Source organism: Kribbella swartbergensis, assembly GCF_054784135.1.
In genome coordinates, this window is record NZ_BAAGPM010000017.1 from 527403 (window position 1) to 553236 (window position 25834).

Genomic DNA, 25834 nt, shown 5'->3' on the forward strand with positions numbered 1-25834 from the left:
ACGCCCGTCAGGCAGTCGTACGACGCTCAGTCGTCAGGAGCGGTCCTGGTCCTGCCACTCGCCGCCGGATTCCGGCGACTCCGAGCCGCCGTCACTGAATCCGCCGCCGGACTCGCTGCCGCCGTCCCCGAAACCGGAGCCCTCGCTGCCGGAGCCGCGCTCGTCCGACCCCTCGCCGAGGCTCGAGCCGGCCTCGCCGTACCCCGACCCCGAGTCGTTCCCGGCCTCGCCGTACCCCGAGCCGGACTCGCCGCCGGCCTCGCCGTAGCCGCCGCCCTCGACGTCACCGCCGGAGCGCTCGTCGCCGAAGCCGCCGCTGTCGTTGCCGGAGGCACCGTCATCGCCACCGCCGTACCCGCTGTCGTTGCTCTCGTCACCGAATCCGCCGCCTCCTCCGCCAGGCGAGGATTGGTTGCCGCTGTCACCGAATTCGGTGTTCTCTTCGTCGTACTGGTTCGTCATTCTTGACGCCTCCCGAGTGTGCTGCTGGTGATGGCAGCCCGCCGGTACCGTGGGCGAGACGGCTTGACGAGTTGTTGAGTTCACGTTCCTACCGAACTCCCCGGACGACCGCAAGCCTTGGAGGCGTGTCGGCCCGAATCCATCCCATTGCAAGGCTTTTACGCCGTTGCCTTTCACAACCACCGGTCGCCGGCGACGCCGGCGGTCAGGAGCTTTCTCTCTCCTCGAGGCCGACGGCCTGGCGCAGTTCCTTGGTGGCGTCACGCAGTTCGGCCGAGTCCCTGGCGTGGGAGTCCATCAGTTGCGCGAGCGCCGCGGCCATCGCGTTGAGCTTGTCCTGGACGGCTGCGTCGGCGCGGGTCTGCGAGTTCTGCAGCAGGGCGACCATCAGGAAGGTCACGATGGTGGTGGCGGTGTTGATGATCAACTGCCAGGTGTCGACCGACCCGATCAGGAAGTACGACGGTGCCCACAGCAGGACCAGCAGGACACACAGCGCGAAGAACCACGCCCGGGAAGCGAACCTCGACGCTGTACCGGCGAACCGGTCGAACAGCCCCACGCTGCCCGACACGTCCGACGGCATGTGCGCCGTACCGGTCTGCTCCGTCACCGTGTTCGCCATCCACCGACCTCCTTCAGTCCAAAGTTGGCAGTCTCCGGTACCCAGGCCGGAAACCTGTGAGCGGATCGGCATACTGGGATCGGTATACCAAGCGAGGGAGCGCGCATGGGGCAGGGTGGATTCGAGTCCGAGGCGGAGCGGGTCACTCGACGGCTGCGCGACGACATCCTCGACGGGGTGCGCGGGCCCGGCGAGCGGCTGGTCGAGCGTGAGCTGGCCGACGACCTCGGGGTGAGCCGGGTGCCGGTGCGGGAGGCGCTCAAGGCGCTGGTCGCCGAAGGACTGGTGACGTTGCGGCCGCGGTCGTGGGCGGTGGTCCGCGCGTTCACCGAGTCGGACATCGCCGATCTGCACGAGGTCCGCGCGGCGTTCGAGCCGCTGACCTTCCGGCTGGCCGCCGAGCGCCGTACCCGGGACGGCCTGGATCGGCTCAAGCGTGCGGTCGATGAGCAGATCGCCGCGGCGCGGGCCGGCGACGCCGTCCGGGCCCGGCGCGCCGCGGCCGACTTCCACGAGATCGTCACCGAACTCGCGTCCAACGAGTTGCTGGTCGAGATCGAGCGGCCGTTGCGCAGCCGGATGCGCTGGCTGTTCGCGCAGCACGACGACCTGTCCGCGGTCGCCGAGCAGCACCGGGAGCTGTACGCCGCGATCGCGAACCGCGACGTCGCCGCGGTCGAGCGCCTCGTCGTCGACCACCTGGAGGCTTCGCGTCGTCTGCAGCGGGACCGCTCGCCGGCCGCCGGCGACTTGACGCGATGAGTTCCGCGGTTTGGTATACCATTATCCGATGAGTTCGCTGCTGCTTACCAACGTCCGCCCGTGGGGTGACGAACCGGTGGATCTGCACATCGCCGACGGAGCGATCGCGGCCATGACGCCCACCGGGACCGAGGACCGGACTGATGGGGTGGAGCGCATCGACGGACGCGGTCTGCTCGCGCTGCCCGGATTCGTCAACGCCCACGCCCATGTGGACAAGAGCTGGTGGGGCCAGCCGTGGATCTCGTACGGCGGTGAGCCGACGACCCAGGGCCGGATCGCCCATGAGCGTGCCGAGCGGGCGAAGTACGGCATCCCCAGTGTGGATGGCGCGATCGCCGTACTGGGTGAGTTCCTCCGGCACGGCACGACCGCGACCCGGACGCACGTCGATGTCGACCTCGGCGTCGGCCTGCGTGGTATCGAGTTCGTCCGCGAGGCCGCTGCCGCCCTCGACGACGCCGTCGACGTGGAGATCGTCGCGTTCCCGCAGGACGGCGTACTTCGGCGACCCGGCGTCCTCGACCTCCTGGACCGGGCCGCCGCGGAAGGCGCGAGCAGCATCGGCGGTCTCGACCCCGCGTCGATCGACCGGGACCCGGTCGGTCAACTCGACGCGTTGTTCGGCATCGCCGAGCGGCGGGGTGTCGGTATCGACCTCCACTTGCACGACGGCGGCGAGCTCGGCGCCTTCCAGTACGAGCTGATCATCGAACGCACCCGCGCCACCGGCTTGGCGGGCAAGGTCAACGTGTCCCACGGCTTCGCCCTCGGCGAGCTGCCGGCGGACCGTCAGGCGCGGCTCGTCGAGCAACTCGGTGCGGCCGGTGTCTCCTGGACGACGGTCGCGCCGGTCAGGTCCGCGCCGCTTCCGTGGCGCGCCATGCGCGCAGCGGGGGTCGCGATCGGCCTGGGTACGGACGGCATCCGCGATCTGTGGTCGCCGTACGGCGACGGCGACCTGCTGCGGATCGCCCTGGGGTTCGCCCGGCTGCACGGTCTGCGCACGGACGAGGAACTCGAGTACGCCGTCCGACTGGCGACCGTCGAAGGCCGGCGGTTCGTGCACCGCGACGGGGACCCGTTCGGCCCCGGTGCGCGGGCTGACGTCGTACTGCTCGATGCCCAGAACGTTCCCGACGCGCTGGTCCGGGCACCGCGGCGTGAGCTCGTGATCGCCGGCGGACGGATCGTTGCCCGCGGCGGTGAACTCGCCGACTGAGCGGCGGTCCTGCCTGTCTCCGGTCGACCGCGGGGGGGCGACATGGTGGGGCAACTTTTGCCGGGGCAGGCGCATCGAAGGAGTAGTGGGGGAGCGCAGGAGGGGGGTGGGGATCCTGGTGATCGGACTTCAGGAGTCACGCTCGGCCTGATTCGGGTCGAGGCATTGTCGACGGCGAGCGGACCGCCCCCGCGGAAGACCGCGTGCTCGCAGACGGCCAGGTGCACTTGGCAGGCCACAAGCAGTGCCCGAGCAGGTGCGCCGGCAAGGCCAGCACGGGCGCGGGCTCAGCCTCGCGTCCAGAGTCGATCCGCGGCGGGAACGACGCTGCCCGGATCGCGAGCCTTCGGCTCTGGTGAGCGATCGGGATCCCGAGCCGTCATGGCGTCGCCGCCGTCCGGTGACGCCGGGGGAGGGACAAATCTCATGCGATTCACGAGCACGGCCGGTGCGGCCGCCGGAATCGTCGCTCTCGTTCTCGGAGCGGGAGTGGCCACGGCAGAATCCCGAAGTACGGCGGCCACGCCGGGCATTCAGATCGTGCCCGCGCCGCCGGGGCCGGAGGAGGCACAGTTCGTGCCCGGCGGCAGCAACGTCGTACCCGCCACGGCGCCGCCCGCCACCGATGTCGGGACGAACCAGGTCCAGACGCTGGCGGCGCCTTTCTACGCGTGTCCGGGGTTCAGCGGGATCGAGCGGACGAACCCGTTGGCCAACCTGTACAAGGACGTGTTCACCTGGGGACCGTACGCGCCGTACAAGGTCGGCAACGGTGGCGGAAACATCAACTGGCTGTCGAATCCGTACAAGAACGCCAGTTGGTACATGTGGTTGCACTCGCTGCGCTGGCTCGGCCAGGGCATCGTTGCCGCTGGCAAGGGAGACCTGACCGCACTGACCCGGGTGAACACGATCGCCTACGACTGGCATCGCGACAACCCGTACTCGTGGAAGGGCAATGTCGGCGCCTGGGAGTCGACCATGCACCGGACGAACGTGCTGATCTGCCTGCGGCAGGCGATCCTGTCCGGCCTGAAGGTGACCACACTGCCGGCCCGCTACGCGTGGGTCGACGCGGCTCTCCTGAGTCACGCGAGGTTCCTCACGTACAACTGGAGCGGCGCCTGGAACCACGGCACCGACGAGAGCATCGCCCTGTTCGGAGTCGGTGTCACGCTGAACCGGGCCGACTACAAGAAACTGGCCCAGCAGCGACTGGCGGCCGGGATCACCACGTCGATCGATGCGCAGGGGTCGACGAACGAGCAGTCCACCGGGTACGCGGCGTTCAACTACTCGCTCTGGGGCCGTGCCATCGCCGTGCTGCAGAACGGCGGTGTCGACCCCGGTACGACGATGTCGACCCGGCGAGCGTTGCTGGCCAAGTGGCTGACCCTGGCGACGAACTCACTCGGCAAACTCCATCAACTCGGTGACACCGAACTCCAGGCGACGTACCCGTGGCCGGGAACGCCGATGGAGTACGCCGGTTCCCGCGGGACGAAGGGTACGGCGCCGCCGTGGCGCGTCGGGATCTACTCGGCCGGCTATGTCTTCGGCCGTACCGGCTGGGGGACCGATCCCAGTCGGGGGTTCGCGGGCGAGTCGACGTACAGCATCCGGTTCGGTCCGGCGAGGGCGTTCCACGGACACTTCGACCACACCAGCATCACGTACACCGCACGCGGCCGGGACATCGTCATCGACGGCGGGTACGCGGCGTACTCGGCCGGAGTGTGGCGCACCTGGGTGATGAGCCCTTCGGCGCACAGCGTGATGACGACGCCGCTCGCGAAGGCCGCGAACCCGGTGACGCGGCTGACCGCGTCGTCGGTGAAGGCGAACGCGGAGTCGTATCAGTTCACCGATGTGCCGGGGACCGGGATCAGCCGCGTCCGCTCGGTCCTGGTGCTGAAGGACCCGGACCTGATGGTCACCTGGGACCGGGCGTCGGCGACGACCGCGCAGGCGTTCCAGACGCTGTGGCATCTGCCACCGGATCAGCGGGCGACCGTTTACTCCCGCACCACCGCAGTGGCGATGGCGCCGGGTGACTCGACCAAGACGGTCCTGTTCCAGATCCCGTTCAAGCAGGCGTTGCCGGCCGGCGCGACCCTGGTCAAGCAGGCCCAGACGAACCCGATCCAGGGCTGGTACTACCCGAGCAGCTACGTCCGCAAGTCCGCGCCGACCCTGATGCTGGCCCGGTCCGGCAGGACCGCGTCGATCCTGTCGTTCGTCGTTCCGGTGCGCGCCACCGGGTCGGTCACCTACACCACCCGGCAGGTCGGTACGACGTTCATCGTCAATCTCAACGTCGGCGGCCGGGCCGCGACGATCGCCATCTCCGGCGGTGGCTCGCTCTACCGCGGCTGACTCAGATCGGATGGAATCTTGACAGAGTGAAGTAAAGGTTCCAATATCCTATTTGATCCGGGTTCTCGGATTCGTGCCGAGAACCCGGAGGCGGGTCTCGGCCGGCAGATCTTCAGAGAGGTCACCGCTCATGACCAGATCCGCACGGAGCAGGGCACGGCGAGGCATAGTCGTGGGTCTCGCTGTTGCCGGGTTGCTTCCGGCCGGCTTGGCTGTCCCGTCGTCCGCCGTACCGGCGCCTCGCACGATCAGTGCGACGGCGAGCGGGAACGGTGGACCGGCGGGGGAGAAGGCGCTGAAGCCCTACATGGGCTGGAGCAGTTACAGCATGCAGGTCTACTCGTCGGACGGCAGCAGCTGGATCTCCGCCGACCGGCTCAAGGCCCAGTCGGATGCGATGCACGAGAAGCTCCAGCCGTACGGGTACGAGTACATCAACATCGACGCCGGCTGGAACGGCAGCACCGACGAGTACGGCCGCCCCGTGCCGAGCACGACGCTCTACCCCGACGGCCTGCAGGCGGTGATCGACCACATCCACGCCAACGGCCAGAAGGTCGGGCTCTACGGCATCCCGGGCATCAGCAAGACCCTGATCGACGCCGACCTTCCCGTGTACGGCGCTCCGGGGTGCCGCACCGGTGACCTGGCCGTCCAGCCGCTGACGAAGGCGGACTACTGGGGCCTCGGTTACCGGATCGACTTCACCAAGCCGTGCGCCCAGAAGTACATCGACTCGATCGCCGACCTGTACGGCGCCTGGGGCGTCGACTTCCTGAAGTTCGACAGTGTGACGCCGGGTTCGGGGATCAGCGACCTCTCGCTCGACGCCCGCGACGACGTCAAGGCGTGGTCGCAGGCCCTTGCCCGTCACAACATCTGGCTCGAGCTGTCCTGGGCGCTCGACATCAACTACGCCGACTACTGGAAGCAGTACGCCAACGGCTGGCGGATCGACTGGGACGTCGAGTGCTACTGCCCCGGTCAGGCGCTGACGACCTGGCAGAACATCGCGCGGCTGTTCCCGAAGCTGGCCGAGTGGTGGCGCCATGCCGGGCCGGGCGGCTGGAACGATCTCGACTCCCTGAACGTCGGCAACGGCCAGATGGACGGTCTCACCCAGGACGAACGTCGTACGGCGGCGACGCTGTGGGCGATCTCGGCCGCCCCGATGTACATCGGCAACGACATGACCAGGCTCGACCCGTACGGCCTGGAACTGCTCACGAACCGCGAGGTGATCGCGGTCAACCAGGCGGGCCGTCCCGCGCAGCCGGTGTCGACGAAGACCAACCGGCAGGTCTGGTTCGCGCTCAACCCGGACAACACCTACACCGTTGCCCTCTTCAACCTCGGCCAGACCGCGTCGGACATGACAGTGAACTGGTCGGATCTCGGACTGGACGGGACCGCCAAGGTGCGCGACCTGTGGGCGCACAAGGAACTGGGCCAGTTCACGTCCGGCTTCACCGCCCAGGACGTGCCGGTTCACGGTGTCCGGCTGCTCAAGGTCACGCCGCAGAAGAACTCGGCGATCAGCGTCAACGACGACGATCTGCGGGTGTCGTACGACGGCGCCTGGCAGCGCAACGGCAACTTCGAGGTTCCGGCGGTCTCGGAGCCGTTGACCGTCACCGTGACCGACTCCGGGACGCAGACCGGTACGGCGCCGACGGACGAGGGCGGCGTACGGACTCTCGAACTGAACAACGACAACCCGCAGATCGTCTACACCGGTTCGTGGAGCCGGAGCACGAATCGCGGACTCGGCGACTATCAGGACGACGTGCAGTACACGGAGACGAACGGCGACTCGTTCTCGTACAGCTTCGTCGGAACCGGCGTCGACTACGTGACCGAGACGCACAACTCGCAGGGTGACGTCGACATCTACATCGACGGTCAGTTCAAGCAGACCGTGAGCACGTACCGAGCAGAAGGGCGCGGCGCCCAGCAGGTCGTGTACAGCATCTCGGATCTGCCGAACGGGACCCACACGATCCGCGGCGTGAAGAAGTCCGGCCAGTTCATGCTGCTCGACAAACTGAACGTCCGGCAGCAGAGCCTGCTGAACCCGAGCACCGCCGGCTTCGACAAGAACGCCCCCGCCGACGTCAGCGTCCAGATCGCCCGCGACCCCGGTGAACTGGTCGCGGTCTCCAGGAACGGCCAGGACCTGGTGAAGGGCACCGACTACACCGTTGACGGAAACACCGTCACCGTGAGGACCGCCTACCTGGCTGCGCTACCCGTCGGCAAGGCGGCGCTCGATTTCCGGTTCCGTGGCGACTATCGCGACGACGTACACGCCGCGACAGCCGACGGCGCAGCGATCAACTTCACCTTCCAGGGCAACGGTGTCGAGTGGATCACCGCACTCGGTCCGGACCAGGGCGAAGCCGACGTCTACCTCGACGGCACGCTCGTACGCAGGGTGAATCTCCACCACGACGTCCGCGTCACCGCCCGCCAGGCCTTCACCGCCCCGACCTTGAAGCACGGCCACCACACCCTCCGCATCGTCAAGGCCTCCGGCGCCACCCTCCGCAACGACACCATCCGTTACACGATCGCCCGTTGAGCGATTTATAAGTTGCCTGGCTACATGTAGCTGATCTAAGCTCGGAGGCCTCGGCAGCGGAGGATCAGGAGGAATCGTGCTGAAGGCCAACCGTGCTGCTGCGGTCGTGGGAGGCGGGATCGGTGGCTTGGCCGCCGCGATCGGACTGCGTCGGGCCGGCTGGGACGTCACTGTCTTCGAACGCTCCAGCGGTCTGCCCGGCACAGGGACCGGGCTGGGTATGTGGCCGAGCGCGCTGCGGGCGCTCGACACACTCGGGCTCGGGGCGCAGGCGCGGGACGTGGGACGACTGCAAGGCAACGGAGTCTTCAGGCGTCCGGACGGTACGGCGTTCGCCACACTCGACGTCGACCGGATACAACAGCGCTACGGAGAACCCGTCTACCTGTTGTCACGTCCCGCTCTGCTCGGCCTGCTCGCCGCCGCCCTTCCGGAGGGCGTCGTACGCTTCGACTCGCCCATCGACGAGGTCGAGGAACTGCGCGGTCGGTACGACGTCCTGATCGGGGCGGACGGCATCCGCAGTGTCGTCCGGACCGAGCTGTTCGCGGATGCTTCCCAATTGCGTTTCGCCGGCGCGACGGTGTGGCGCGGTGTGGCCGATGTCGACTGCTCCGAGGGCGGCGAGACGTGGGGAGCAGGGGTCAAGTTCGGTCTGACACCACAGGAGCCAGGCCGGACCAACTGGTACGCCGTACTGACCGCACCCGAGGGTTACCGGCCACCGGGTGACGATGTCACCGAACTGCGCAGGCTCTTCGGCGACTGGCATGACCCCATTCCGGCGATCCTCGACCGGTACGACGCCTCGGACGTGCTGCGTCACGACCTGCACTACCTGGATCCGCCGCTGCGCAGTTACGTGCGCGGCAATGTCGCGCTAGTGGGAGATGCCGCCCACGCCATGACTCCCGATCTCGGCCAGGGCGCCTGCCAGGCTTTGATCGACGGCGTGACCTTGGCCGAGTGCCTCGCGGCCGCGGCGACGACCACGGAGGGACTGCGCGAGTACGACCGTCGCCGGCGCCGGCCGACGCAACGCATCGCCCGGATGGCCTTGTGGGCGAGCAAGTTGAGCCAGATCCGCCGGTGCACACCGGCCCGAGACCGCGTCCTCAGGCTCGCCCTCGCAGTGGGGACCCCCGCCTGAATGAGCAACTCTTCGGTGGATCTGGGCCGGCCTGATTTTCTCGGTGGCGGTGATCATGGTGTCGATCCTGTTCTACAACCCGAAGATCCTGCCGGCCCGCAGACCCGGCGTCGTCGACTGGTTCGAGGATCTCGTCTTCACCGGTCTGGTCTTCCTGGCCGCGGCCCTGCTGCTCCACCAGGTGCTGGGACTCACCCTCGAGCCCTGACCCTAGAATCCTGACCAGGCCGGACAACTACCCAAGAAGTGTTTGACGGTTGGCCCGGTCTTCGGGCATTGTGCTCCCCAAGATCCGTTGGGGAGTGAGGACGCGATGGCCGAGGACGACATCAGGGAGCTGCGGGCGGTGGCTCATCCGGTTCGGCTGCGCATCCTGTCGCTGCTGACCGGTTCGGCGATGAGTGCCGCCGAGGTGGCCCGCGAGCTCGGGCTGACCCATGCGAACGCGTCGTACCACCTACGGCTGCTGCTCGAGTCGGGCGCGATCGTCGAGGCGGGGGAGGAGCGGATCCGCGGTGGCGTCGCCAAACGCTACCGCTATCCCCACGACGACCCCGCACGGCATCGCCGGCACGCGACCACGCAGACCCAGGTCGCCGAGGTGCGGGCGCTCGCCCGCGAGCTCGAGCGGCGCTTGCGGCAGCGGAAGCGGCGTACCCACAGCCAGCTGAGCGACCTCGAGGGCTGGGTGCGGCCCGAGGTTTGGGAGCGTGTGCGCGAGCTGCTGGCGGAGGCATCGATGCTCATGCACGACCACAATCAGCCGCCGCGGACGCCGGGCACAGTGCACGTCAGTGCCACCTCCTGGACGTTCCAGATGACCAGGAGGGCACGATCATGACCGATGCCCGCGCGCTCGCCCCGCTCCGTGAGCGGAACTTCCGCTACTACTGGCTGTCCCGGCTCATCGACCGGGCCGGCACCACGATGGCCGGTGTCGCGCTCACCTTCGCGGTGCTCGAGGTGAGCAGCTCGGCGACCGCCCTCGGGACGGTCCTGGCCTCCTACAGCATCCCGATGGTCGTGTTCTTGCTGGCCGGCGGCGTCCTGGCCGACCGCTTCGGCCGGACCCTGGTGATCCAGGCATCCAACGTCGCATCCGGACTCAGTCAGCTGGCGGCGGCAGCGCTGGTGCTCAGCGGCACTGCCGAGGTCTGGCACCTGGCGGCGCTCGCCGCGCTGAACGGCACCGCCACCGCCGCGGGCATGCCGGCCTTGGCGGGCGTGCTTCCTCAGCTGGTCCCGCGCGACCAACTCAAGGCCGCGAACCTCGTGCTCGCCGTACCCGAGAACGCGCTGATGGTGCTCGGCCCGGCGGTGAGCGGCGTCCTCGTGGTCGTCGTCGGGCCGGGATGGGCGCTGGCCGTGGACGGCGCCACCTACCTGGTCGCGACGCTGGCCCTCACCCGGGTGCGCATCCCGCGCCCGGCCGAGGGTCACCGGAGCAGGGGCGCCGTCGCCGATCTGCGCGAGGGGTGGACCTACTTCCGCACCACCACGTGGCTCTGGGTGGTCGTCGCGGCGTTCTCCTTGCTCAACGCCATCTCCAGCGGGGCGTTCAACACTCTCGGCCCGGTGCTCGCCACCCGGACCGACATCGGCGAGGCGGGATGGGGTCTGATCCGGTCGGCCCAGGCGGTCGGCTTCCTGGTCTGCTCGCTGGCCCTGATCCGCATCTCCTTCCGCAGGCCACTCCGCTGGGGGATGCTCGCCATCGCCCTCAACGGCGTCCCGCTGCTGGTCCTCGGCATCGAGCCCGTTCTGGTGGCGGCCATGGCGGCCACGTTCGTGGCGGGCGTCGGCAGCCAGGTCTTCGGGCTGGGCTGGGACCTCGCGATGCAGGAGCACGTGCCGGACGAGATGCTGTCGCGCGCCTACTCGTACGACATGCTCGGCTCGTTCGTCGCGGTCCCCGTCGGCCAGTTGCTGTTCGGCCCGGTCGGGCTGGCGTTCGGCATTCAGCAGGTGATGGTGGTGGCCGGCGCGGCGTACGTCGTCATCTCGCTGGTGACACTGGTTTCGCGGCCGGTGCGGGACCTCCGCCGCGCGACGCCGGTCGTCACCACGACCCCTCCGCCACCGTCGTGACCGCCGGATCTCCGGCCGGTCTGATGGGATGAGCACCATGGACTCGACATCGGACCGGCCCAGCATCGTGGTCATCGTCAGTGACGACCAGGGTGCCTGGGCGCTTGGGTGCGCCGGCAACCAGGAGATTCACACGCCCGCGCTGGATGCGCTCGCGTCGCGGGGCGTCCGGATGGACCGGTTCTTCTGCGCGTCTCCGGTCTGTTCGCCGGCCAGGGCGTCGTTGCTGACCGGCCGCATGCCGTCGGCGCACGGCGTACACGACTGGATCCGTGGTGAGGCGTACGGCGTCGTCGAGGCCGACGACGAGCGCTACCTGGCCGGCTTGGTGACGACTCCGGAGGTTCTGGCGAGCGCTGGATGGCGGTGCGGGTACTCGGGCAAGTGGCACCTGGGCAGCGCACGCGAGCCGGCCCCTGGATTCGAGTTCTGGTACGCCCACCGAACCGGGGACGGGCCCTACCACGGCGCGCCCGTGTGGGTGGGCGGCAGGCGGGTCAGCGAACCCCGGTACATCACCGACGCGATCACCGACGAAGCGCTGTCTTTCATCGACGGCGCGGGGGCGAGTGACGCGCCGTTCTATCTCGCCGTGAACTACACAGCTCCGCACAGCCCGTGGACAGGCCAGCACCTGCCCGAAGATCTCGCGCTCTACGCCGACTGCGACTTCGAGACCTGTCCACAGGAGGATGCCCACCCCTGGTTCAGCTGGGAGCCAGGACCGGTCAGCGACGCGATGCGCGACCCCAGGCCGAGCCTTCAGGGGTACTTCGCCTCCATCACCGCGATGGACCGCGGTATCGGGCGGATCGTCTCCCGGCTCGACGAACTCGGTCTGCGTGATTCGACGATCGTCGTCTTCACGTCCGACAACGGCTTCTCCTGTGGCCACCACGGCATCTGGGGCAAGGGGAACGCGACCTGGCCGCTGAACCTCTGGGAACGGTCGGTCCGCGTGCCGTTCATCATCAGCCGGCCGGGCCTGCTGCCGGAGGGCAGAGTCCTCGACGACCTGGCCAGTGCCTGCGATCTGCACCCGACCCTGCTCGAGCTGGCGGGCGTGCCGGTGCCGGCGGATCCGTTGGCGGCCGGCACTTCCATGGTGAACCCGCTCCTCGGCGACGCCGGCGTACATCGGGATACCGTCACCGTCTTCGACGAGTACGGCGGAACGCGCATGGTGCGCAGTGCTGAGTGGAAGTACGTGACCCGCCACGAGGGTCCGGATGAGCTGTACGACTTGACCGACGACCCGGAGGAGCAGGTCAACCTGATCGGAGACCGTCGCCATGCGGCACGCGCCGACGAACACCACGCTGTCCTTGTCGACTGGTTCCGCGATCACACCGACGCCGGCCTGGATGCCTTCGAGCGCCCGGTCTCCGGACGCGGACAACTGCGCCCGGCCCGCCTCGGCCTCGACGACTCGCAGACGTACCAGCCAGGTGGAGCCGAACGCCGCACCGGCGCTTGACCACCTCGCCGGCGCCCGACTCGAACGAGGTTGACCGGGGACTGATCTTCCTCACCGACCCGGCGGGCGACGGGCTGCAGGTGAGCCTCAGTCGGGGCTGACCACAGTCCTGGGCGACGAAGGGGGTGGAACGGCAGGCCTGGCGCCGAGGTGTGGAGGGGACTCGAGACGCCAGGCCCGCCGGCCTGGTGGGGTTGACGGCGCCAGCAAGTACCACGCGGCGCTGTTCGGAGGAAGTTTGTCGCCGGCTTCTTGGTGACTGGCGAGCAGCAGTTCGCCGTCGACCGGCACGGAGACGACGTGTGACGAGCAGTTGACCACACAGCAGAAGCCGTCGCCGCGGGTGAAGGCCAGTACGCCGGACTCTGTCTCCAGCCAGCGGAACTGGTTCGACGCCAAGGCCGGGAGCCGCCGGCGCAGTGCAAGCGCCGCACGATAGAGATGGAGCATCGACTCGCCGGAGCCCAACTGGCGGTCCACGGCGTACTCGGTGAACCAGTGAGGCTGCGGCAGCCATGCGTCCGCGGCCGAGAAGCCGAAGCTGTGCCGGCCGGCGGTCCACGGCAGCGGGATCCGGCAGCCGTCCCGGCCGCGGCGCATGCCGTTGGTGCGGTGGAACATCGGGTCCGTCAACGCCTCGACCGGGAGGTCGGTGACCTCGGGCAGGCCCAGTTCCTCACCCTGATAGAGGTACGCCGCTCCCGGCAACGCGAGCATCAACAACGCGGCGGCCCGTGCCCGGGTGGTCCCGAGTTCGACATCGCCGGAGTCGAGACCCGGCGCGCCACCGCCGTACCGGGTGACGGATCGAGGCATGTCGTGGTTGTTGAGCACCCAGGCGACCGACGAGCCGGAGTCCTGGATCGTGCCCAGTCCGCGATCCACCACGTCGTACAGCGTCTGCTCGTCCCAGTGCGCGCGCAGGAACTCGAAGTAGAAGCACTGGTGCAGCTCGCCCGGGCGCTGGTAGAGCGCCAGTTGACGGGTGTCGAGGACACCGACCTCCCCGATCAGCACGCGTTCGCGACCGGTCGTCGTGCTGTAGCCCTCGGCGATACGCCGCCAGCGGCGCCAGACCTGGTGCACCTCGGGCTGGTCCCAGGCGTACGGGTTGAGCGGGTCTCCGGTGAGTTCGTCGTCCATCGCGTTCTCGTAGTCCGGCAAGCCGTCGGCCTTGTGGAGACCGTGCGCGACGTCGATCCGCACGCCGTCCACGCCTCGCTCGAACCAGAAACGCAGGACCTGTTCGAAGTACGCGGCCACATCCGGGTGCCGCCAGTTCAGGTCGGCCTGCTCCGGGGCGAAGCTGTGCAGGTACCACTGGCCGTCCGGCACCCGCTGCCAGGCTGAACCGCCGAAGACGGACCGCCAGTTGTTCGGCGGCAGGTCCCCGCCCGGACCACGGCCGTCGGCGAAGTGGAACCGCTCGCGTTCCGGGCTGCCCGGGCCGGCCTCGAGAGCGGCGGCGAACCAGGGATGCCGGGTCGAGCAGTGGTTCGGGACGATGTCGATCAGGACCTTGAGGTCGAGCCGATGCGCGTCGTGGACCAGCCGGTCGAAGCAGTCGAGGGTCCCGTACTGCGGGTCCACCGAGCAGTAGTCGGCGACGTCGTACCCGTGGTCGTGCTGCGGCGAGGGATAGAACGGATTGAGCCAGATCCCGTCCACCCCGAGGCTGCGCAGGTACGGCAGCTTCGCCCGCACCCCGGCCAGATCACCGACACCGTCGCCGTCGGAGTCGTGGAAGCTGCGCACGTACACCTGGTAGATGACGGCACTACGCCACCAGCCGGCTCCCTGCTGGGTGCTTCCCGTGGTGAACATGGCGATCGGTCCCTTGGCTGCCCGCGATTCGCTGATGGGACACCACGATCCGCTCCCGGGGCCGTTCACGTCTGCACGGCCAGCGCCCAAGCCGGCTACCTGCTAGCCGGAAGCCCGCCGTCAGGCTGCCCGGCACCGCCACGGGCGGAGGTCACCTGGTCTCGAGATAGGTGATGACGGCAAGCACCCGGCGATGGTCGTCGCCGGTCTCCGGCAGGCTCAGCTTGGCCAGGATGTGGCGGACGTGCTTCTCGACGGTTGCCTCGGTCACCCACAGGCGCCGGGCGATGCCGGCGTTGGACCGCCCCTCGGCCATCAGCGCGAGAACCTCGTGTTCCCGCGGGCTGAGCTCGGCGAGCGGGTCGTTGTGCCGGCGGGCACTCACCAGTTCCTGCACGAGGGCGGGGTCCATCACCGAGCCGCCCCGGACGATCCGCTCCAGCGTGTCGATGAAGTCGCCCACATCGGTCACCCGGCTCTTCAGCAGGTAGCCGATCCGCTGGCCGGAGGCCAACAGCTCCATCGCCTGCTCGACCTCCGCGTGAGCCGACAGCACGACGATCCCGGTCGCGGGGAACTCGCGGCGGATCTCGCGGGCGGCGTCCAGGCCTTCCGTCGTGTTCGTCGGCGGCATCCGGATGTCCAGCACGACCAGGTCGGGCGCCGACTCACGCACCAGCGGCAGGATCCACGCACTGTCACCGGTCTGGGCCACGACCTCGAATCCCGAGCGCTCGAGCAGGCTGGCCAGACCTTCGCGCAGCAGTACGTCGTCCTCGGCGAGGACGACGCGGGTGCGAGCCGCGTCGCGCTCGCCGGTCGACCCGATGGTCATGCCTCCACGGTAGCCCTAGGCATGGTGGAGGATCCGGAGAATGGCACCGGCCGACACGTCGGACTTGGACAGGAACGCCGCGGCCGGGACGTCCCTGACCAGTTCGGCCAGGTCCTCCTCGGCGTGGGTGGAGATCAGCACCACCTTGGACTCGTCCACGGTCGTCTCCCGGTGCATCCGCCGGGCCAGATCGAGGCCGCTCTGTCTGCCGAGATTCACGTCGATGAGTACGACGTCGGGCTCTGCGTCCTCCACGAGGCGCAAGGCCTCCTCGATCGTCGAGGCGACACCGACAACGGTGAACCCGTCCCGTTCGAGCAGGGACTGGGCAGCCTCCAGGAAGTGCAGGCTGTCGTCGACGATGAAGCAACGCAGTGCCATGACATCAGCATCGGCCACCGGCGGTCGCGGCGCATTCCGGCTAACGGGACCTTTCCGGCTACCTGGAGTGGCGGCCGGGCATCTCGCGGAGACCGATTCGGACGGCGGGGGCCTGCTCATTGAGCGGCGAGATCCGCTCTTGTAGCGTCAGCACCGTAGGCGCTGTGCGACGCGCCTTGAGGCGGTGACGGGTGGCATGCAGCCTGCGCGATGGCTGGGAGTGGGAACCGCCCACGGACTGGATCCGCGGGCCGGGTCGCGCGCAGTGGACGACGCCCTGGTGGGCGACGACCCGAAGGTGCTGATCGTCTTCTGCTCGCAGTCGCACGACCTGGACGCCCTGCTGACGGACATCCGCCGGCGGTCGCCCGGCGTACCACTGATCGGCTGCACGACCGCGGGCGAGATCGCCGCATCCGGCCCGAGCGAAGCCAGCGTCGTCGTGACCGCGCTGGGAGGCGAGGGGTTCGCGGTGGAGACCGCGGCCGCCACCGAGGCCTCGCGAGACCTGCGGGCGGCGGGCGCTCAGGTGGCCCGGTGCCTGCCCGTGCGGGAGGACCTCCCGCACAAGATCCTCGTTCTGCTCAGCGACGGCCTGGCCGGCGATCAGCAGGAGATCGTGCGAGGCGCGTACGGCGTACTCGGCGCCGCCGTACCCCTGGTCGGCGGCTGTGCCGGCGACGACCTGAGGATGACGCGCACGCATCAACTGCACGGCGACCGCGTGCTCACCGACGCGGTCGTCGCTGCCGGGATCGCCTCGGACGCACCGTTCGGGATCGGCGTACGGCACGGCTGGCGAAGGGTCGGCGAGCCGATGCTGGTCACCGCGAGCGCCGCCAATCGGGTCTACACCCTTGACGACCTCCCGGCCCTGGACGTCTACCTCAAGCATCTGGGACTCGATCCCTCGATCAGCAGTGACGACCGGTGGCTCGCGCGACTGGCGCTGACCCATCCGCTCGGGCTCAGCCGCCCGAACGGTGAGGACGAGGTGCGGCTGATCAACGGCGGCAACTTCGTGGAGCGTTCGCTGTCCTGCATGGCCGAGGTACCGCAGGGCGCCCTGGTCTGGATCATGGACGGTGACGAAAGGTCGGTGCTCGAGGCAACCGAATCGGCCTGCGGGGACTCACTCGCGGCTCTCGGCGGCCGGACACCGCTCGGCATGATCGCGTTCGACTGCATCGCCCGGCGAGGAGTCCTGGGCGACGCGGGGATCCGGACCGAGATCGACAGACTCGCCGCGGTCGCATCCGGCGTGCCGGTCGCGGGTTTCTACACCTACGGGGAGATCGCGCGGACGCGCGGCCTGCGCGGGTTCCACAACCAGACGCTGGTCGTCCTCTCGGTGGGCTGAGATGGATGCCTCGGCCTGGTCGACGCAGCAGCTCGCCGAGTTCGTCGCCGTCGTGTCGACCGCGAGCAGTGAGGCCGAGGCCGCCCAGGTGGCCGTCGAACGTGCCGCCGAGGCCCTGGACGCCGATGTCGCCGCGATCGTGTGTGACGGCGAGCTGGTCGCAGCGGTCGGTTATCCCGAGAACGCCGTACCGGTCGGCGACATCGAGGCCGCGGGACCCGGTCGGTCGCGGCGGCTCGACGTGCCCGGGGTAGGGGAGTGCCAGGCGGCGGCCGCTTTCCTGGAGCACCCTCCCGGAGCAGCCTTCGTGGTAGCGCGGCAGGACAGCCTGACCCGCGAGGAGACCGGCCTGATGCGCGGCATGGCCAGGGTCGCCGCCATCACGATGCGCATGCTCTGCGTACTCGACGACGAGCGCGCGGCACGGGAAGAGGTCGAGCGACTCGCACGGGAACAAGCGGCCCTGCGTCACGTCGCGACACTGGTCGCGACCGGTGCCTCGCCGACCGAGATCTTCGCCGCGGTCACGGCGGAAGTCGGTCAGCTGCTGGACGCCGACTTCACCGAACTGACGAGGTTCCTGCCCGACGAGACCAAGACTGTCGTGGCCGCCTGGAGTGTGACCGGTGAGCCGGTCCCGCCGGCTGCGCCGACTCCTCTCGGCGGCCACAATCTGAGCACTCTGATCCACCGCACCCGCCGGCCGGAACGGATCGAGTACGACGACGAGAACGCACCACCGCCGAGTACGACCGGCCTGGTCCGGATCCGGTCGGCGGTCGGCGTCCCGATCATCGTGGAGGGCGACCTGTGGGGCGTGATGGCCGTGGGTTCGGCGGGGGACAAGCCGGCCCCTCCCGGCACCGAGACCCGGCTGGCCGACTTCACCGGGCTGGTCGCGACCGCGATCGCGAACGCCGGGGCACAGACCGAACTGAAGGCGTCGCGCGCGCGGATCGTGGCCAGTGCCGACGAGACGCGGCGCCGGATCGAACGCGATCTCCACGACGGCGCGCAACAACGGCTGGTCTCGACGACATTGCGGCTGAGGACGGCGCAGGAGTCCGTACCGCGGGACCTGGATGAGCTGTCCGGCCAGCTGGACAGCGTGGCGGCCGAACTGTCGAGGGCCCTCGAGGAACTGCGGGAGATGGCCCGCGGCATCCATCCGACGATTCTGGCCGAGGGCGGCCTCGCGTCCGCGCTGCGGAACCTGGCCCGCCGATCCTCGGTGCCGGTCGACCTCGACGTCCGGACCAACGGCCGTCTCCCGGAGCGGGTCGAGGTGACGGCGTACTACGTCGTGTCCGAGGCGCTGACGAACGCTGCCAAACATGCGAACGCGTCCTCGGTGACCGTGCGGGCGGACCTGTCCGGAGGAACGCTGCGGCTGGTCATCAGCGACGACGGCACCGGCGGCGCGAATCCCGCGGCGGGCTCCGGCCTCGTCGGGCTGAAGGACAGGGTCGAAGCCGTCGATGGAAGGCTGACGATCCACAGCCCCGCCGGACAGGGCACGACCCTCGTCGCCGAGCTCCCCCTGGCCGGTGAGCAGGCCGGCCGGGGTCACATCGGGTGAGGATCCCGGTACGTTTCGGTGTCGGTGAGCGGAAGTTCCGCCGTCAGGGTGGTGCCCACGCCTCGAGGGCTGTCGAGGGTCAGCCTGCCGCCGAGCGCCTCCACCCGGTCCCTCAGGCCCAGCAGGCCGGTCCCTCGGGTGAAGTCCGCCCCGCCCTGCCCGTCGTCGCGGATCTCGACCCGCAGGACGTTGTCGGCGATGTCCGTGGTCACCGTGACCAGCGAGGCGCGCGAGTGTTTCGCCGCGTTCGTCAGGGCCTCGGACACGAAGTAGTAGGCGCTGGCCTCGACTCGCTCCGACAGCCGCGGCTCGGAGCGCAGGTCCAGTTGGACGGGGATCGCCGACCGTCGGGCCAGTGCCTTGAGGGCTGGACTGAGGCCTCCCTCGGCGAGGATCGCCGGGTGGATACCGCGGGCCGTCTCCCGAAGCTCGTCCAGCGCGTCCGCCAGGCCACCGGCGAGCTGATCCAGCTCCGCGCTCAGCTCGACCAGCTCCGGCGGAACCTTGGCCTGAGCTGCCTGCAGCTGCAGCGCGAGGGAGACGAGCCGTTGTTGTGCGCCGTCGTGCAGGTTGCGCTCGATCTGACGACGCGTCCGGTCGGCGGTGACCACGACGCGTGCACGTGACGCCATCAGTTCGGCCCTGGCCTCGGCGTTCTCGATCGCGGTCGCGACGAGCTCGGTGAAGCCGGCGATCTGCGCCTCGGTCTTCGCGGGGAACTGCGTGTCGCTGGTCGTGGACGCGGCGATGACACCCCAGAGCCGGCCACCGACGTTGATCGGGCAACCGATCGACGAACGGATGCCGAGGGCCTGCGCCTCCTCAGCGATGGCGCCTGCCGCGCCGGCGAAGCTCTCGAGCCGCACCGGTCCGCCCTGCTGCCGGACCTCGCTGGCGACGCTGAGGCCGTCCAGATCGAACCGCTGTCCGACGGCCAAGTGGGCGGGGACCCGGCTCCAGGCCGCCACACCGGTCACCGTCCCGTCCGGTTCGTAGCGTTCCATCCGGGCCAGATCGGCGTTGCAGAGCCGCCCGATCTCCTCGGTCACAGCGGTGAACAGGGCGGCCGCGGGCACGCCTTTCGCCACCTGGGTCGCGACCCGGCGCAGCGCCGACTGCTCGTCGGACAGGCGTTCGGCGACCAGCGCGGCCCGCCGCAGCCGGGCCGCGAGCTCGCCCACGACCACGGCGGTCACCAGGAAGACGCCCAGGCCGATCGCGTTCTGGGCATCGGCGATCAGCAGAGAGTGCAGCGGAGGGACGAAGAAGTACGCGAAAGTCCAGGCGCTCAGCACGGCCGTGACGACGGCCAGCGGCGTACCCCAGAAGACGGCCACCGGCAACACGGCCAGCAGATACAGCACCAGCAGGCTCAGCGTCGGCACATGCGGCTCGCCGAGCTTGACCAGGCCGGTCACGGCAGCGACCAGCAGGCCGGCTGTGAGCAACCCGGTCAGCCGGCGGATGACCGGTGAACTCGCCCGGCGCTGCGCCATCCCGCACCACTTTCCCTGCACGAACGCTAACCGATGCTCCCCGCTGCTGACGACCTCGAACGTCCTGCCACCTGCGGTTGTCGTGCCGGGCGCCGCGGGCCGGTCCGTACCTGCCAGCAGGTATGCCCGGAGTCCGGTCAGCGGGGATGCGGGATGGGGGCTCGCCGCGACGACATCGAGGACGGTCGGAGGGAATCTCGTGGTGTGACGTCCTCCAGTCCAGAAGCCTTGAAGGCCCGGTTCGAAGCCGAGGCGGTTCCTCTGCTGCCCCGGTTCTACCTCGCGGCTCTGCGGCTGACCGGAAACCCGGCCGACGCCGAGGACCTGCTCCAGGAGACCTACCTGCGGGCCTTCCGCGGCTTCTCCCGGTTCCGGGCCGGGACGAACCTGACCGCGTGGCTCTACCGCATCCTGCGCAACACGTTCATCAACGGCTACCGTAAGCGCCGGCGTGAGCCGACGACGGTGCCGGAGGCGTGGGAGCCTGACAGCGAGATGGACCGGTGGCAGGTCGAGGTGTCGGCGGAGGCGACCGTCGTCGGCTCGATCGTCGACGAGCGGCTTCAGCAGGCCCTGTCGTCGCTGCCCGAGCAGCATCGCCGGGTACTGCTGCTCTTCGAGGTCGAAGGGTTCAGCTGTCAGGAGATCGCCGCGATGGTCGGCGTTCCGCGGGGAACGGTGATGTCCCGGCTTCATCGGGGGCGGAAGAACCTCCGGGAGAGGTTGCAACCGGTGCCGGCCGTGCCGGTGTCCGCGGCCTGACCGCTGCGGCGGTGTGCTGCGAGACCGGGTGAAGATTACCTTGCGTGACCATGGGTACCGGATGCGCCAACAGGCAGATGTCACTCCTGGAGGCGTGATGAGTATCGGTGCCGGAATCTTCCTGATCACGGCAGGCGCGATCCTTGCCTTTGGCATCCGTGATCGCAGTGGTGCGGTGGACCTCAACGTCGTCGGTGTGGTCGTCATGCTCGCGGGCGCGGCCGGGATCTGGCTTTCCTACTACATCACCAACAAGCGCCAACGAGTCCGCACCGAGGCGCTGGACCCGGTCGTGGAGGAGGAGTACCGCAGCGTCCAGGACACCGCGGCAGAGCACAGCACTCTGGGGCCATCCGCCGCGTCGACCGCACCCCGGTCGACCGCCGGCGTCGACGGAGATCTTCGCCCTGCTGCGCCCGACCCGGAGCCCCGGCCGGTCGCGGCGACACCGGAGCGTCCGGCCGTTGTCGATCAGTCCGCGGACACCGCCACCGAGCGGCACGTGGATCTGGACCCGGCAGCGAGCGGCCTGCATACGCCGACACCCGACCGGACGCCGCCCGCCGCCGCCCCGACTCCACCGATGCCTCCGGAACCCCGCCACACCTGGAGCAGCCGACTACGCAACCGCTTCAAAACTCGCCACTGAGGCAGCGTCGCGCCTGACAGGTTCGGACCACGGGGCTGTTTGGCGTGTCTGGGACAGGGCACCGGTCCGATACGGACTTTGAGTGAGCAGGGTTCGGCCCGCTCCCATGCAAAGGTCCGAGATGTCGCTACCTTCCCTCAATCGGCCTGTGCCCTTGCCAGGTCCACATCACGTCCCGTTGGCCGTCCCGTCCGGGCTGCGAGCCCGCCCTTCGCCGATCGCCTTGCCGCGATACGACCGATCCGCGCTGCGAGCAGGTGTCGTCCACCTCGGCGTCGGGAGTTTCCACCGGGCGCACCAACTGTCGTACTTCGACGACCTGGCGAATCTCGGCGTCCCGGACTGGGCGGTGGTCGGCGTCGGCATCAGGAACCGTCGGCTGGCCCGGCTGCTGCACAGCCAGGAGAATCTGTTCAGCGTCGTGGAGCGAGGTTCGTCGCACAGCAGCGCACGAGTGATCGGTGCGCTGGTCGACCACCTCGTCCTCATGGACTCCCCGGCCGCGGTGGTGGATCGCCTCGCGGATCCGCGCACTCGAGTGGTGACCTTGACGATCACCGGTGACGGCTACCGGCCTGACAACCCCTTGGGACGATCGGTCTTCGGCGTCATCTGCACCGCCCTCGAGCGTCGCCGCCGCACCGGCGTGCCGCCATTCACCGTGCTCTCCTGCGACAACCTGCCGGACAACGGCGCGGCGAGCCGTGCGGCCGTGCTGGCGGTTGCCGGTACTCGGCGCAGCGGGCTGGCCGACTGGATCGCGGAATCGGTGCGGTTTCCCGGCAGCATGGTCGACCGGATCACACCGGCGATCAGCGACACCGAGCGGCGCCGGGTGGAGTTGGAGTTCGGGATCAGCGACGGCTGTGCCGTCGTCACCGAGCCCTTCAGCCAGTGGGTGATCGAGGAGTCGTTCACCGGCGGACCTCCGCCCGTGGATCGGGTCGGAGCGCGGTTCGTGGACGACGTCGCGCCGTACAAGCTGATCAAGAACCGGATGCTCAACGGCTCGCACTGTGCACTCGGGTATCTCGGCTCGCTGGCCGGTCACCGGCGGACCGACGAGGCGCTGCGCAATCCGGTGCTGGCGAGCTATCTGCAAGTCTTGCTGGCTCGGGAGATCGGTCCGTTGCTTCCGCCGGATGTGCCGGGTATGGCGCTTCCGTCGTACCGGGAGAGCGTGCTGGAGCGGCTGCGCAACCCGGCCGTCGGCGACCCGTTGGAACGCCTTTGCGGCCGGGGCTCGACCAAGGTGCCGGCTTACCTTCTGCCTTCGGTGCGGGCGGCGCAGGAGGCCGGTGCGCCTCGCGCTCTACTCTTGCTCGCACTGGCGGCCTGGCTGCGATATCTCCGGGGGATGACCGATGACGGCCGTAGTTTCGAGGTCGCCGACGTTCGGGCCGCTGAACTCCAGCGCCTGGATCGGTCCGGTGGTCCACGGGCGGTCCTGCGGGTCACCGACATCTTCGGCGATCTCGCCGAGCACGGCGACGACGTACGGGCGATCGAGTCGCTGCTCGCCGAGCTCGACCGCCGCGGCGTCACGGCGACGGTGAGGAGAGTCCTGTGTCAGCACTGATCGAAGCTGACGACCTCGTGCTTCCACCCAGGCTTGCCGGCGGTGTGCGGGTCCTGCTCTGTGATGCCGACGGCAACCTCTTTCCTTCCGAGGAGCCGGCCTTCGCGGCCTCCGCCCGGGTGACGAACGAGCTCCTCGAAACGCTCGGGATCGATCGTGGCTGGACCGGCGAGGAACTGCGCCGGGCCACGACGGGCGTGACGTTCCGGCGGACCGCGGCGGCCTTGGCCGCCGAGTACGGGGTGCACGAGATCGCCGGCCTCGAGCAGTGGGTGGAACGGGAGAAGCAGGTCGTCACTACACACCTGGCAGCCACCCTTCGCCGGGACCGCGAGGTGCTGGAACCGCTCGGCCTGCTGGCGGCCCATCTCGGTCTCGCGGCGGTCAGCTCGAGCGCGCTTGACCGGTTGTCGGCGTGCTTCGTCGCGACGGGCCTCGACGAGCTGTTCCCGCCGGACCGCGTCTTCTCGGCCGAGGACTCCCTGCGTACGCCGACCAGCAAGCCGGACCCGGCGATCTACCGCCACGCCTGTGCGCGGCTCGGCGTCGGGCCGGGGCAAGCACTGGCCGTCGAGGACTCCATAGCCGGCGTCCGGTCGGCCGTCGCCGCGGGCTGCCGAACCGTCGGCAACGTTCAGTTCGTACCACCGGGGGAGAAGACCGACCGCGCTGCGCAACTCGCCGGGTCCGGCGCGGTGGGCGTCGTGGCGTCCTGGGCCGAACTGGCCGACGCGCTGATGCCGGCGCTTGCCGCTCGAGGACCGACCCGCAGGGAGGCATGATGAGAATCGTCTACAACAGCTTCGGCGGCCGGTACTGCGACAACCCCCGGGCGATCTACGAGACGCTGGTCCAGCGGGCTCCGGGCAGCGAGCACATCTGGACCTGCTCACCGGCTCACGAGCACAACTTCCCGGCCGGCGTGGAGCTGGTTGAGTTCGGTGGAGCGGAATGCGTCGCCGCGTTGGAGAGCGCCGACCTGCTCATCTCCAACGACCATGTACCGCTCGACTGGGACAAGCGCCCGGAAACGTCGTACCTCCAGACCTGGCACGGCACACCGCTCAAACGGATCCACCACGACGTCCTGTGGGCGCCGGAGGGCAGGCTCGCGCAACTCGATCACGACGTCGCCAGGTGGGACCGGCTGTTGTCGCCGAACTCGGTCAGTACGCAGCGGTTGCGCCGCGCGTTCGGCTTCACCGGGCCGATCCACGAGACCGGGTACCCGCGCAACGACCTGCTCAGTTCACCGGACCAGGCCGCCGTACGGCGAGACGTTCGGGCCCAGCTCGGCGTGCCGGGCGGCAAGACGGCCGTGCTCTACACCCCGACCTGGCGCGATGACCTCGTCTTCGGCGAAGGACCGGGGCTGCGGCTGGCGATGGATCTGCACGAGTTCACCCGTCGCCTGGGCGACGACCACGTGCTGCTGCTCCGCCTGCACAGCTTGGTCTCCGACCGCGTCGAGGTGCCGCCCGGCGCTCCGATCGTCGACGTCTCGGCGTACCGGGACGTCCGGGAGTTGTACGCCGCCGCGGACCTGCTCGTGACCGACTACTCGTCGACGATGTTCGACTTCGCTGTCACCGGACGGCCGATTCTGCTGTTCACGTACGACCTGGAGGACTACCGGGACCGGCTCCGCGGCTTCTACTTCGACCTCGCCGCGCAAGCCGCCGGCCCACTGTTGCGGACCGACGGCGAACTGTTCGACGCCATCGCGGACATCGACAGCATCGCCGCCTCGCATCGCGCCGCGTACGCCGAGTTCCGCGCGGTCTTCTGCCACCTCGACGACGGCCACGCCACCGAGCGGGTGCTGGACCTGTTGTTTCCTTCCGCCGGCCGAGGCACATCCCCCGCTGTGCAAGGAGAATTCTCATGACGGTCCAAGAGCAACCCCTCGCCGGCACGATGCCCCCAGCAACGTTCCAGGTGGTGATCCTCGCCGCCGGTCTAGGAACCCGTCTCGGCCGGTCGCTGCCCAAGCCGCTGACCGTGCTCCGCGACGGACGAACGATCCTGCAGCGCCAGCTGGACTGCCTCCACGCCGCGTTCGGCGAGGACGTCGACGTGACGCTGGTCGTCGGTCACCAGGCGGGGTTGCTGATGCTCGCCGCACCGGACGCCGCCCACGTACCCAATCCCGACTTCCGCCGGACCAACACATCCAAGAGCCTGCTGCGAGCACTCCGGTGCTCGCGTCCCGGCGGAGTGTTGTGGCTCAACGGTGATGTCGTGTTCGATCCCCGTCTGCTCGAGCAGGTCACGGCGACGGTTGGCGCGGACCGCAGCTTCGTCTGTGTCGACACCGCAGCGGTCGGCGACGAGGAAGTCAAGTACACCGTCGATGCGGACGGCTTCGTTCGCGACCTGTCGAAGTCGGTCGTCGACGGGCTGGGCGAGGCGGTCGGCATCAACTACGTCGGCTCGGCGGACAAGGCGGTCCTGATCGAGCATCTCGAGCGCTGCGCGGACGACGACTACTTCGAACGAGGACTCGAGACCGCGATCGGCGCCGGTTCGCTGAAGGTACTTCCGATCGACATCTCCGCCTACCCGGCGGTCGAGGTGGACTGTGAGGAAGACCTGGCCCGCGCCAACGACACCTGCGTCTGAGCTC

General features: G+C 69.2%; 23 protein-coding genes. 17 read left to right on the forward strand and 6 right to left on the reverse strand.

What is annotated here, in order from left to right:
- Positions 1 to 33: 33 nt before the first annotated feature.
- Positions 34 to 462, reverse strand: coding sequence for a hypothetical protein (locus ACYVOK_RS14415; RefSeq protein ID WP_460662887.1), 429 nt, complete (start codon positions 460 to 462; stop codon positions 34 to 36).
- Positions 463 to 667: 205 nt separating this feature from the next.
- Entirely contained in the window at positions 668 to 1087 is a 420-nt protein-coding gene (locus ACYVOK_RS14420) for a low affinity iron permease family protein (protein WP_460662888.1), read from the reverse strand.
- A 105-nt stretch (positions 1088 to 1192) separates the two neighbouring features.
- Here ACYVOK_RS14420 and ACYVOK_RS14425 point away from each other — a divergent pair, with 105 nt between their 5' ends.
- From ACYVOK_RS14425 to ACYVOK_RS14465, 9 genes are all read left to right on the forward strand, one after another.
- Positions 1193 to 1849: a GntR family transcriptional regulator gene (locus ACYVOK_RS14425; protein WP_460662889.1), complete on the forward strand. Its 657-nt coding sequence runs from the start codon at positions 1193 to 1195 to the stop codon at positions 1847 to 1849.
- Positions 1850 to 1877: 28 nt separating this feature from the next.
- On the forward strand, positions 1878 to 3071 hold the full coding sequence (locus ACYVOK_RS14430; RefSeq protein ID WP_460662890.1) for an amidohydrolase: 1194 nt from the start codon (positions 1878 to 1880) through the stop codon (positions 3069 to 3071).
- 426 nt (positions 3072 to 3497) lie between these two features.
- Positions 3498 to 5447: a heparinase II/III domain-containing protein gene (locus ACYVOK_RS14435; protein WP_460662891.1), complete on the forward strand. Its 1950-nt coding sequence runs from the start codon at positions 3498 to 3500 to the stop codon at positions 5445 to 5447.
- Between the two features lie 130 nt (positions 5448 to 5577).
- Positions 5578 to 8028: a X2-like carbohydrate binding domain-containing protein gene (locus ACYVOK_RS14440; RefSeq protein ID WP_460662892.1), complete on the forward strand. Its 2451-nt coding sequence runs from the start codon at positions 5578 to 5580 to the stop codon at positions 8026 to 8028.
- A gap of 76 nt (positions 8029 to 8104) precedes the next feature.
- Positions 8105 to 9178, forward strand: a complete 1074-nt coding sequence (locus ACYVOK_RS14445; RefSeq protein WP_460662893.1) for an FAD-dependent oxidoreductase — start codon at positions 8105 to 8107, stop codon at positions 9176 to 9178.
- 43 nt (positions 9179 to 9221) lie between these two features.
- Entirely contained in the window at positions 9222 to 9386 is a 165-nt protein-coding gene (locus ACYVOK_RS14450; RefSeq protein WP_460662894.1) for a hypothetical protein, read from the forward strand.
- A gap of 105 nt (positions 9387 to 9491) precedes the next feature.
- Positions 9492 to 10019: an ArsR/SmtB family transcription factor gene (locus tag ACYVOK_RS14455; protein WP_460662895.1), complete on the forward strand. Its 528-nt coding sequence runs from the start codon at positions 9492 to 9494 to the stop codon at positions 10017 to 10019.
- A complete protein-coding gene (locus ACYVOK_RS14460) occupies positions 10016 to 11266 on the forward strand; it encodes an MFS transporter (RefSeq protein ID WP_460662896.1) in 1251 nt (416 codons plus the stop codon). The genes ACYVOK_RS14455 and ACYVOK_RS14460 overlap by 4 nt, the downstream gene beginning before the upstream one ends.
- 37 nt (positions 11267 to 11303) lie before the next feature.
- Positions 11304 to 12743 (forward strand): sulfatase-like hydrolase/transferase, encoded by a 1440-nt coding sequence (locus ACYVOK_RS14465; protein ID WP_460662897.1) that lies wholly within the window; start codon positions 11304 to 11306, stop codon positions 12741 to 12743.
- A gap of 87 nt (positions 12744 to 12830) precedes the next feature.
- Here the strand turns inward: ACYVOK_RS14465 and ACYVOK_RS14470 are convergent, their stop codons facing one another.
- The 3 genes from ACYVOK_RS14470 to ACYVOK_RS14480 all read right to left on the reverse strand — a co-directional run bounded on the left by ACYVOK_RS14470 (position 12831) and on the right by ACYVOK_RS14480 (position 15783).
- Positions 12831 to 14567 carry a glycoside hydrolase family 13 protein gene (locus ACYVOK_RS14470; protein ID WP_460662898.1) on the reverse strand — a complete coding sequence of 579 codons (1737 nt, stop codon included), beginning with the start codon at positions 14565 to 14567 and terminating at the stop codon, positions 12831 to 12833.
- Between the two features lie 151 nt (positions 14568 to 14718).
- Positions 14719 to 15402, reverse strand: coding sequence for a response regulator (locus ACYVOK_RS14475; RefSeq protein WP_460662899.1), 684 nt, complete (start codon positions 15400 to 15402; stop codon positions 14719 to 14721).
- Positions 15403 to 15417: 15 nt separating this feature from the next.
- Positions 15418 to 15783, reverse strand: coding sequence for a response regulator (locus ACYVOK_RS14480; protein ID WP_460662900.1), 366 nt, complete (start codon positions 15781 to 15783; stop codon positions 15418 to 15420).
- 196 nt (positions 15784 to 15979) lie between these two features.
- Between ACYVOK_RS14480 and ACYVOK_RS14485 the strand changes: the two genes are divergently transcribed.
- Both ACYVOK_RS14485 and ACYVOK_RS14490 read left to right on the forward strand, forming a co-directional pair.
- Entirely contained in the window at positions 15980 to 17143 is a 1164-nt protein-coding gene (locus ACYVOK_RS14485) for an FIST signal transduction protein (RefSeq protein WP_460662901.1), read from the forward strand.
- Position 17144: 1 nt separating this feature from the next.
- Positions 17145 to 18722: a GAF domain-containing sensor histidine kinase gene (locus tag ACYVOK_RS14490; RefSeq protein WP_460662902.1), complete on the forward strand. Its 1578-nt coding sequence runs from the start codon at positions 17145 to 17147 to the stop codon at positions 18720 to 18722.
- Here ACYVOK_RS14490 and ACYVOK_RS14495 read toward each other — a convergent pair.
- Positions 18710 to 20218 (reverse strand): DUF4118 domain-containing protein, encoded by a 1509-nt coding sequence (locus ACYVOK_RS14495; RefSeq protein WP_460662903.1) that lies wholly within the window; start codon positions 20216 to 20218, stop codon positions 18710 to 18712. The genes ACYVOK_RS14490 and ACYVOK_RS14495 overlap by 13 nt on opposite strands.
- 204 nt (positions 20219 to 20422) lie before the next feature.
- Here ACYVOK_RS14495 and ACYVOK_RS14500 point away from each other — a divergent pair, with 204 nt between their 5' ends.
- The 6 genes from ACYVOK_RS14500 to ACYVOK_RS14525 all read left to right on the forward strand — a co-directional run bounded on the left by ACYVOK_RS14500 (position 20423) and on the right by ACYVOK_RS14525 (position 25830).
- Positions 20423 to 20980 (forward strand): sigma-70 family RNA polymerase sigma factor, encoded by a 558-nt coding sequence (locus tag ACYVOK_RS14500; RefSeq protein ID WP_460662904.1) that lies wholly within the window; start codon positions 20423 to 20425, stop codon positions 20978 to 20980.
- A 97-nt stretch (positions 20981 to 21077) separates the two neighbouring features.
- A complete protein-coding gene (locus tag ACYVOK_RS14505) occupies positions 21078 to 21629 on the forward strand; it encodes a DUF6458 family protein (RefSeq protein ID WP_460662905.1) in 552 nt (183 codons plus the stop codon).
- 148 nt (positions 21630 to 21777) lie between these two features.
- The gene (locus ACYVOK_RS14510; protein WP_460662906.1) at positions 21778 to 23208 is read left to right on the forward strand and encodes a mannitol dehydrogenase family protein; all 1431 of its coding nucleotides are present in this window, start codon (positions 21778 to 21780) and stop codon (positions 23206 to 23208) included.
- A complete protein-coding gene (locus ACYVOK_RS14515; protein ID WP_460662907.1) occupies positions 23196 to 23990 on the forward strand; it encodes an HAD family hydrolase in 795 nt (264 codons plus the stop codon). The genes ACYVOK_RS14510 and ACYVOK_RS14515 overlap by 13 nt, the downstream gene beginning before the upstream one ends.
- Positions 23990 to 25096: a CDP-glycerol glycerophosphotransferase family protein gene (locus ACYVOK_RS14520; RefSeq protein WP_460662908.1), complete on the forward strand. Its 1107-nt coding sequence runs from the start codon at positions 23990 to 23992 to the stop codon at positions 25094 to 25096. Before ACYVOK_RS14515 ends, ACYVOK_RS14520 begins: the two co-directional genes overlap by 1 nt.
- Complete coding sequence (locus tag ACYVOK_RS14525; protein WP_460662909.1) at positions 25093 to 25830, forward strand: phosphocholine cytidylyltransferase family protein; 738 nt, start codon at positions 25093 to 25095, stop codon at positions 25828 to 25830. Before ACYVOK_RS14520 ends, ACYVOK_RS14525 begins: the two co-directional genes overlap by 4 nt.
- Positions 25831 to 25834: the final 4 nt, after the last annotated feature.

Bases quoted from the DNA above. Each gene is read 5' to 3' on its own strand.
- ACYVOK_RS14525 (WP_460662909.1), top strand. From the start codon at position 25,093: ATGACGGTCCAAGAGCAACCCCTCGCCGGCACGATGCCCCCAGCAACG.
- ACYVOK_RS14455 (WP_460662895.1), top strand. From the start codon at position 9,492: ATGGCCGAGGACGACATCAGGGAGCTGCGGGCGGTGGCTCATCCGGTT.
- ACYVOK_RS14475 (WP_460662899.1), bottom strand. From the start codon at position 15,402: ATGACCATCGGGTCGACCGGCGAGCGCGACGCGGCTCGCACCCGCGTC.
- ACYVOK_RS14505 (WP_460662905.1), top strand. From the start codon at position 21,078: ATGAGTATCGGTGCCGGAATCTTCCTGATCACGGCAGGCGCGATCCTT.
- ACYVOK_RS14480 (WP_460662900.1), bottom strand. From the start codon at position 15,783: ATGGCACTGCGTTGCTTCATCGTCGACGACAGCCTGCACTTCCTGGAG.
- ACYVOK_RS14460 (WP_460662896.1), top strand. From the start codon at position 10,016: ATGACCGATGCCCGCGCGCTCGCCCCGCTCCGTGAGCGGAACTTCCGC.
- ACYVOK_RS14465 (WP_460662897.1), top strand. From the start codon at position 11,304: ATGGACTCGACATCGGACCGGCCCAGCATCGTGGTCATCGTCAGTGAC.
- ACYVOK_RS14485 (WP_460662901.1), top strand. From the start codon at position 15,980: ATGCAGCCTGCGCGATGGCTGGGAGTGGGAACCGCCCACGGACTGGAT.
- ACYVOK_RS14440 (WP_460662892.1), top strand. From the start codon at position 5,578: ATGACCAGATCCGCACGGAGCAGGGCACGGCGAGGCATAGTCGTGGGT.
- ACYVOK_RS14495 (WP_460662903.1), bottom strand. From the start codon at position 20,218: ATGGCGCAGCGCCGGGCGAGTTCACCGGTCATCCGCCGGCTGACCGGG.
- ACYVOK_RS14425 (WP_460662889.1), top strand. From the start codon at position 1,193: ATGGGGCAGGGTGGATTCGAGTCCGAGGCGGAGCGGGTCACTCGACGG.
- ACYVOK_RS14415 (WP_460662887.1), bottom strand. From the start codon at position 462: ATGACGAACCAGTACGACGAAGAGAACACCGAATTCGGTGACAGCGGC.
- ACYVOK_RS14520 (WP_460662908.1), top strand. From the start codon at position 23,990: ATGAGAATCGTCTACAACAGCTTCGGCGGCCGGTACTGCGACAACCCC.
- ACYVOK_RS14435 (WP_460662891.1), top strand. From the start codon at position 3,498: ATGCGATTCACGAGCACGGCCGGTGCGGCCGCCGGAATCGTCGCTCTC.
- ACYVOK_RS14420 (WP_460662888.1), bottom strand. From the start codon at position 1,087: ATGGCGAACACGGTGACGGAGCAGACCGGTACGGCGCACATGCCGTCG.
- ACYVOK_RS14430 (WP_460662890.1), top strand. From the start codon at position 1,878: ATGAGTTCGCTGCTGCTTACCAACGTCCGCCCGTGGGGTGACGAACCG.
- ACYVOK_RS14490 (WP_460662902.1), top strand. From the start codon at position 17,145: ATGGATGCCTCGGCCTGGTCGACGCAGCAGCTCGCCGAGTTCGTCGCC.
- ACYVOK_RS14470 (WP_460662898.1), bottom strand. From the start codon at position 14,567: ATGTTCACCACGGGAAGCACCCAGCAGGGAGCCGGCTGGTGGCGTAGT.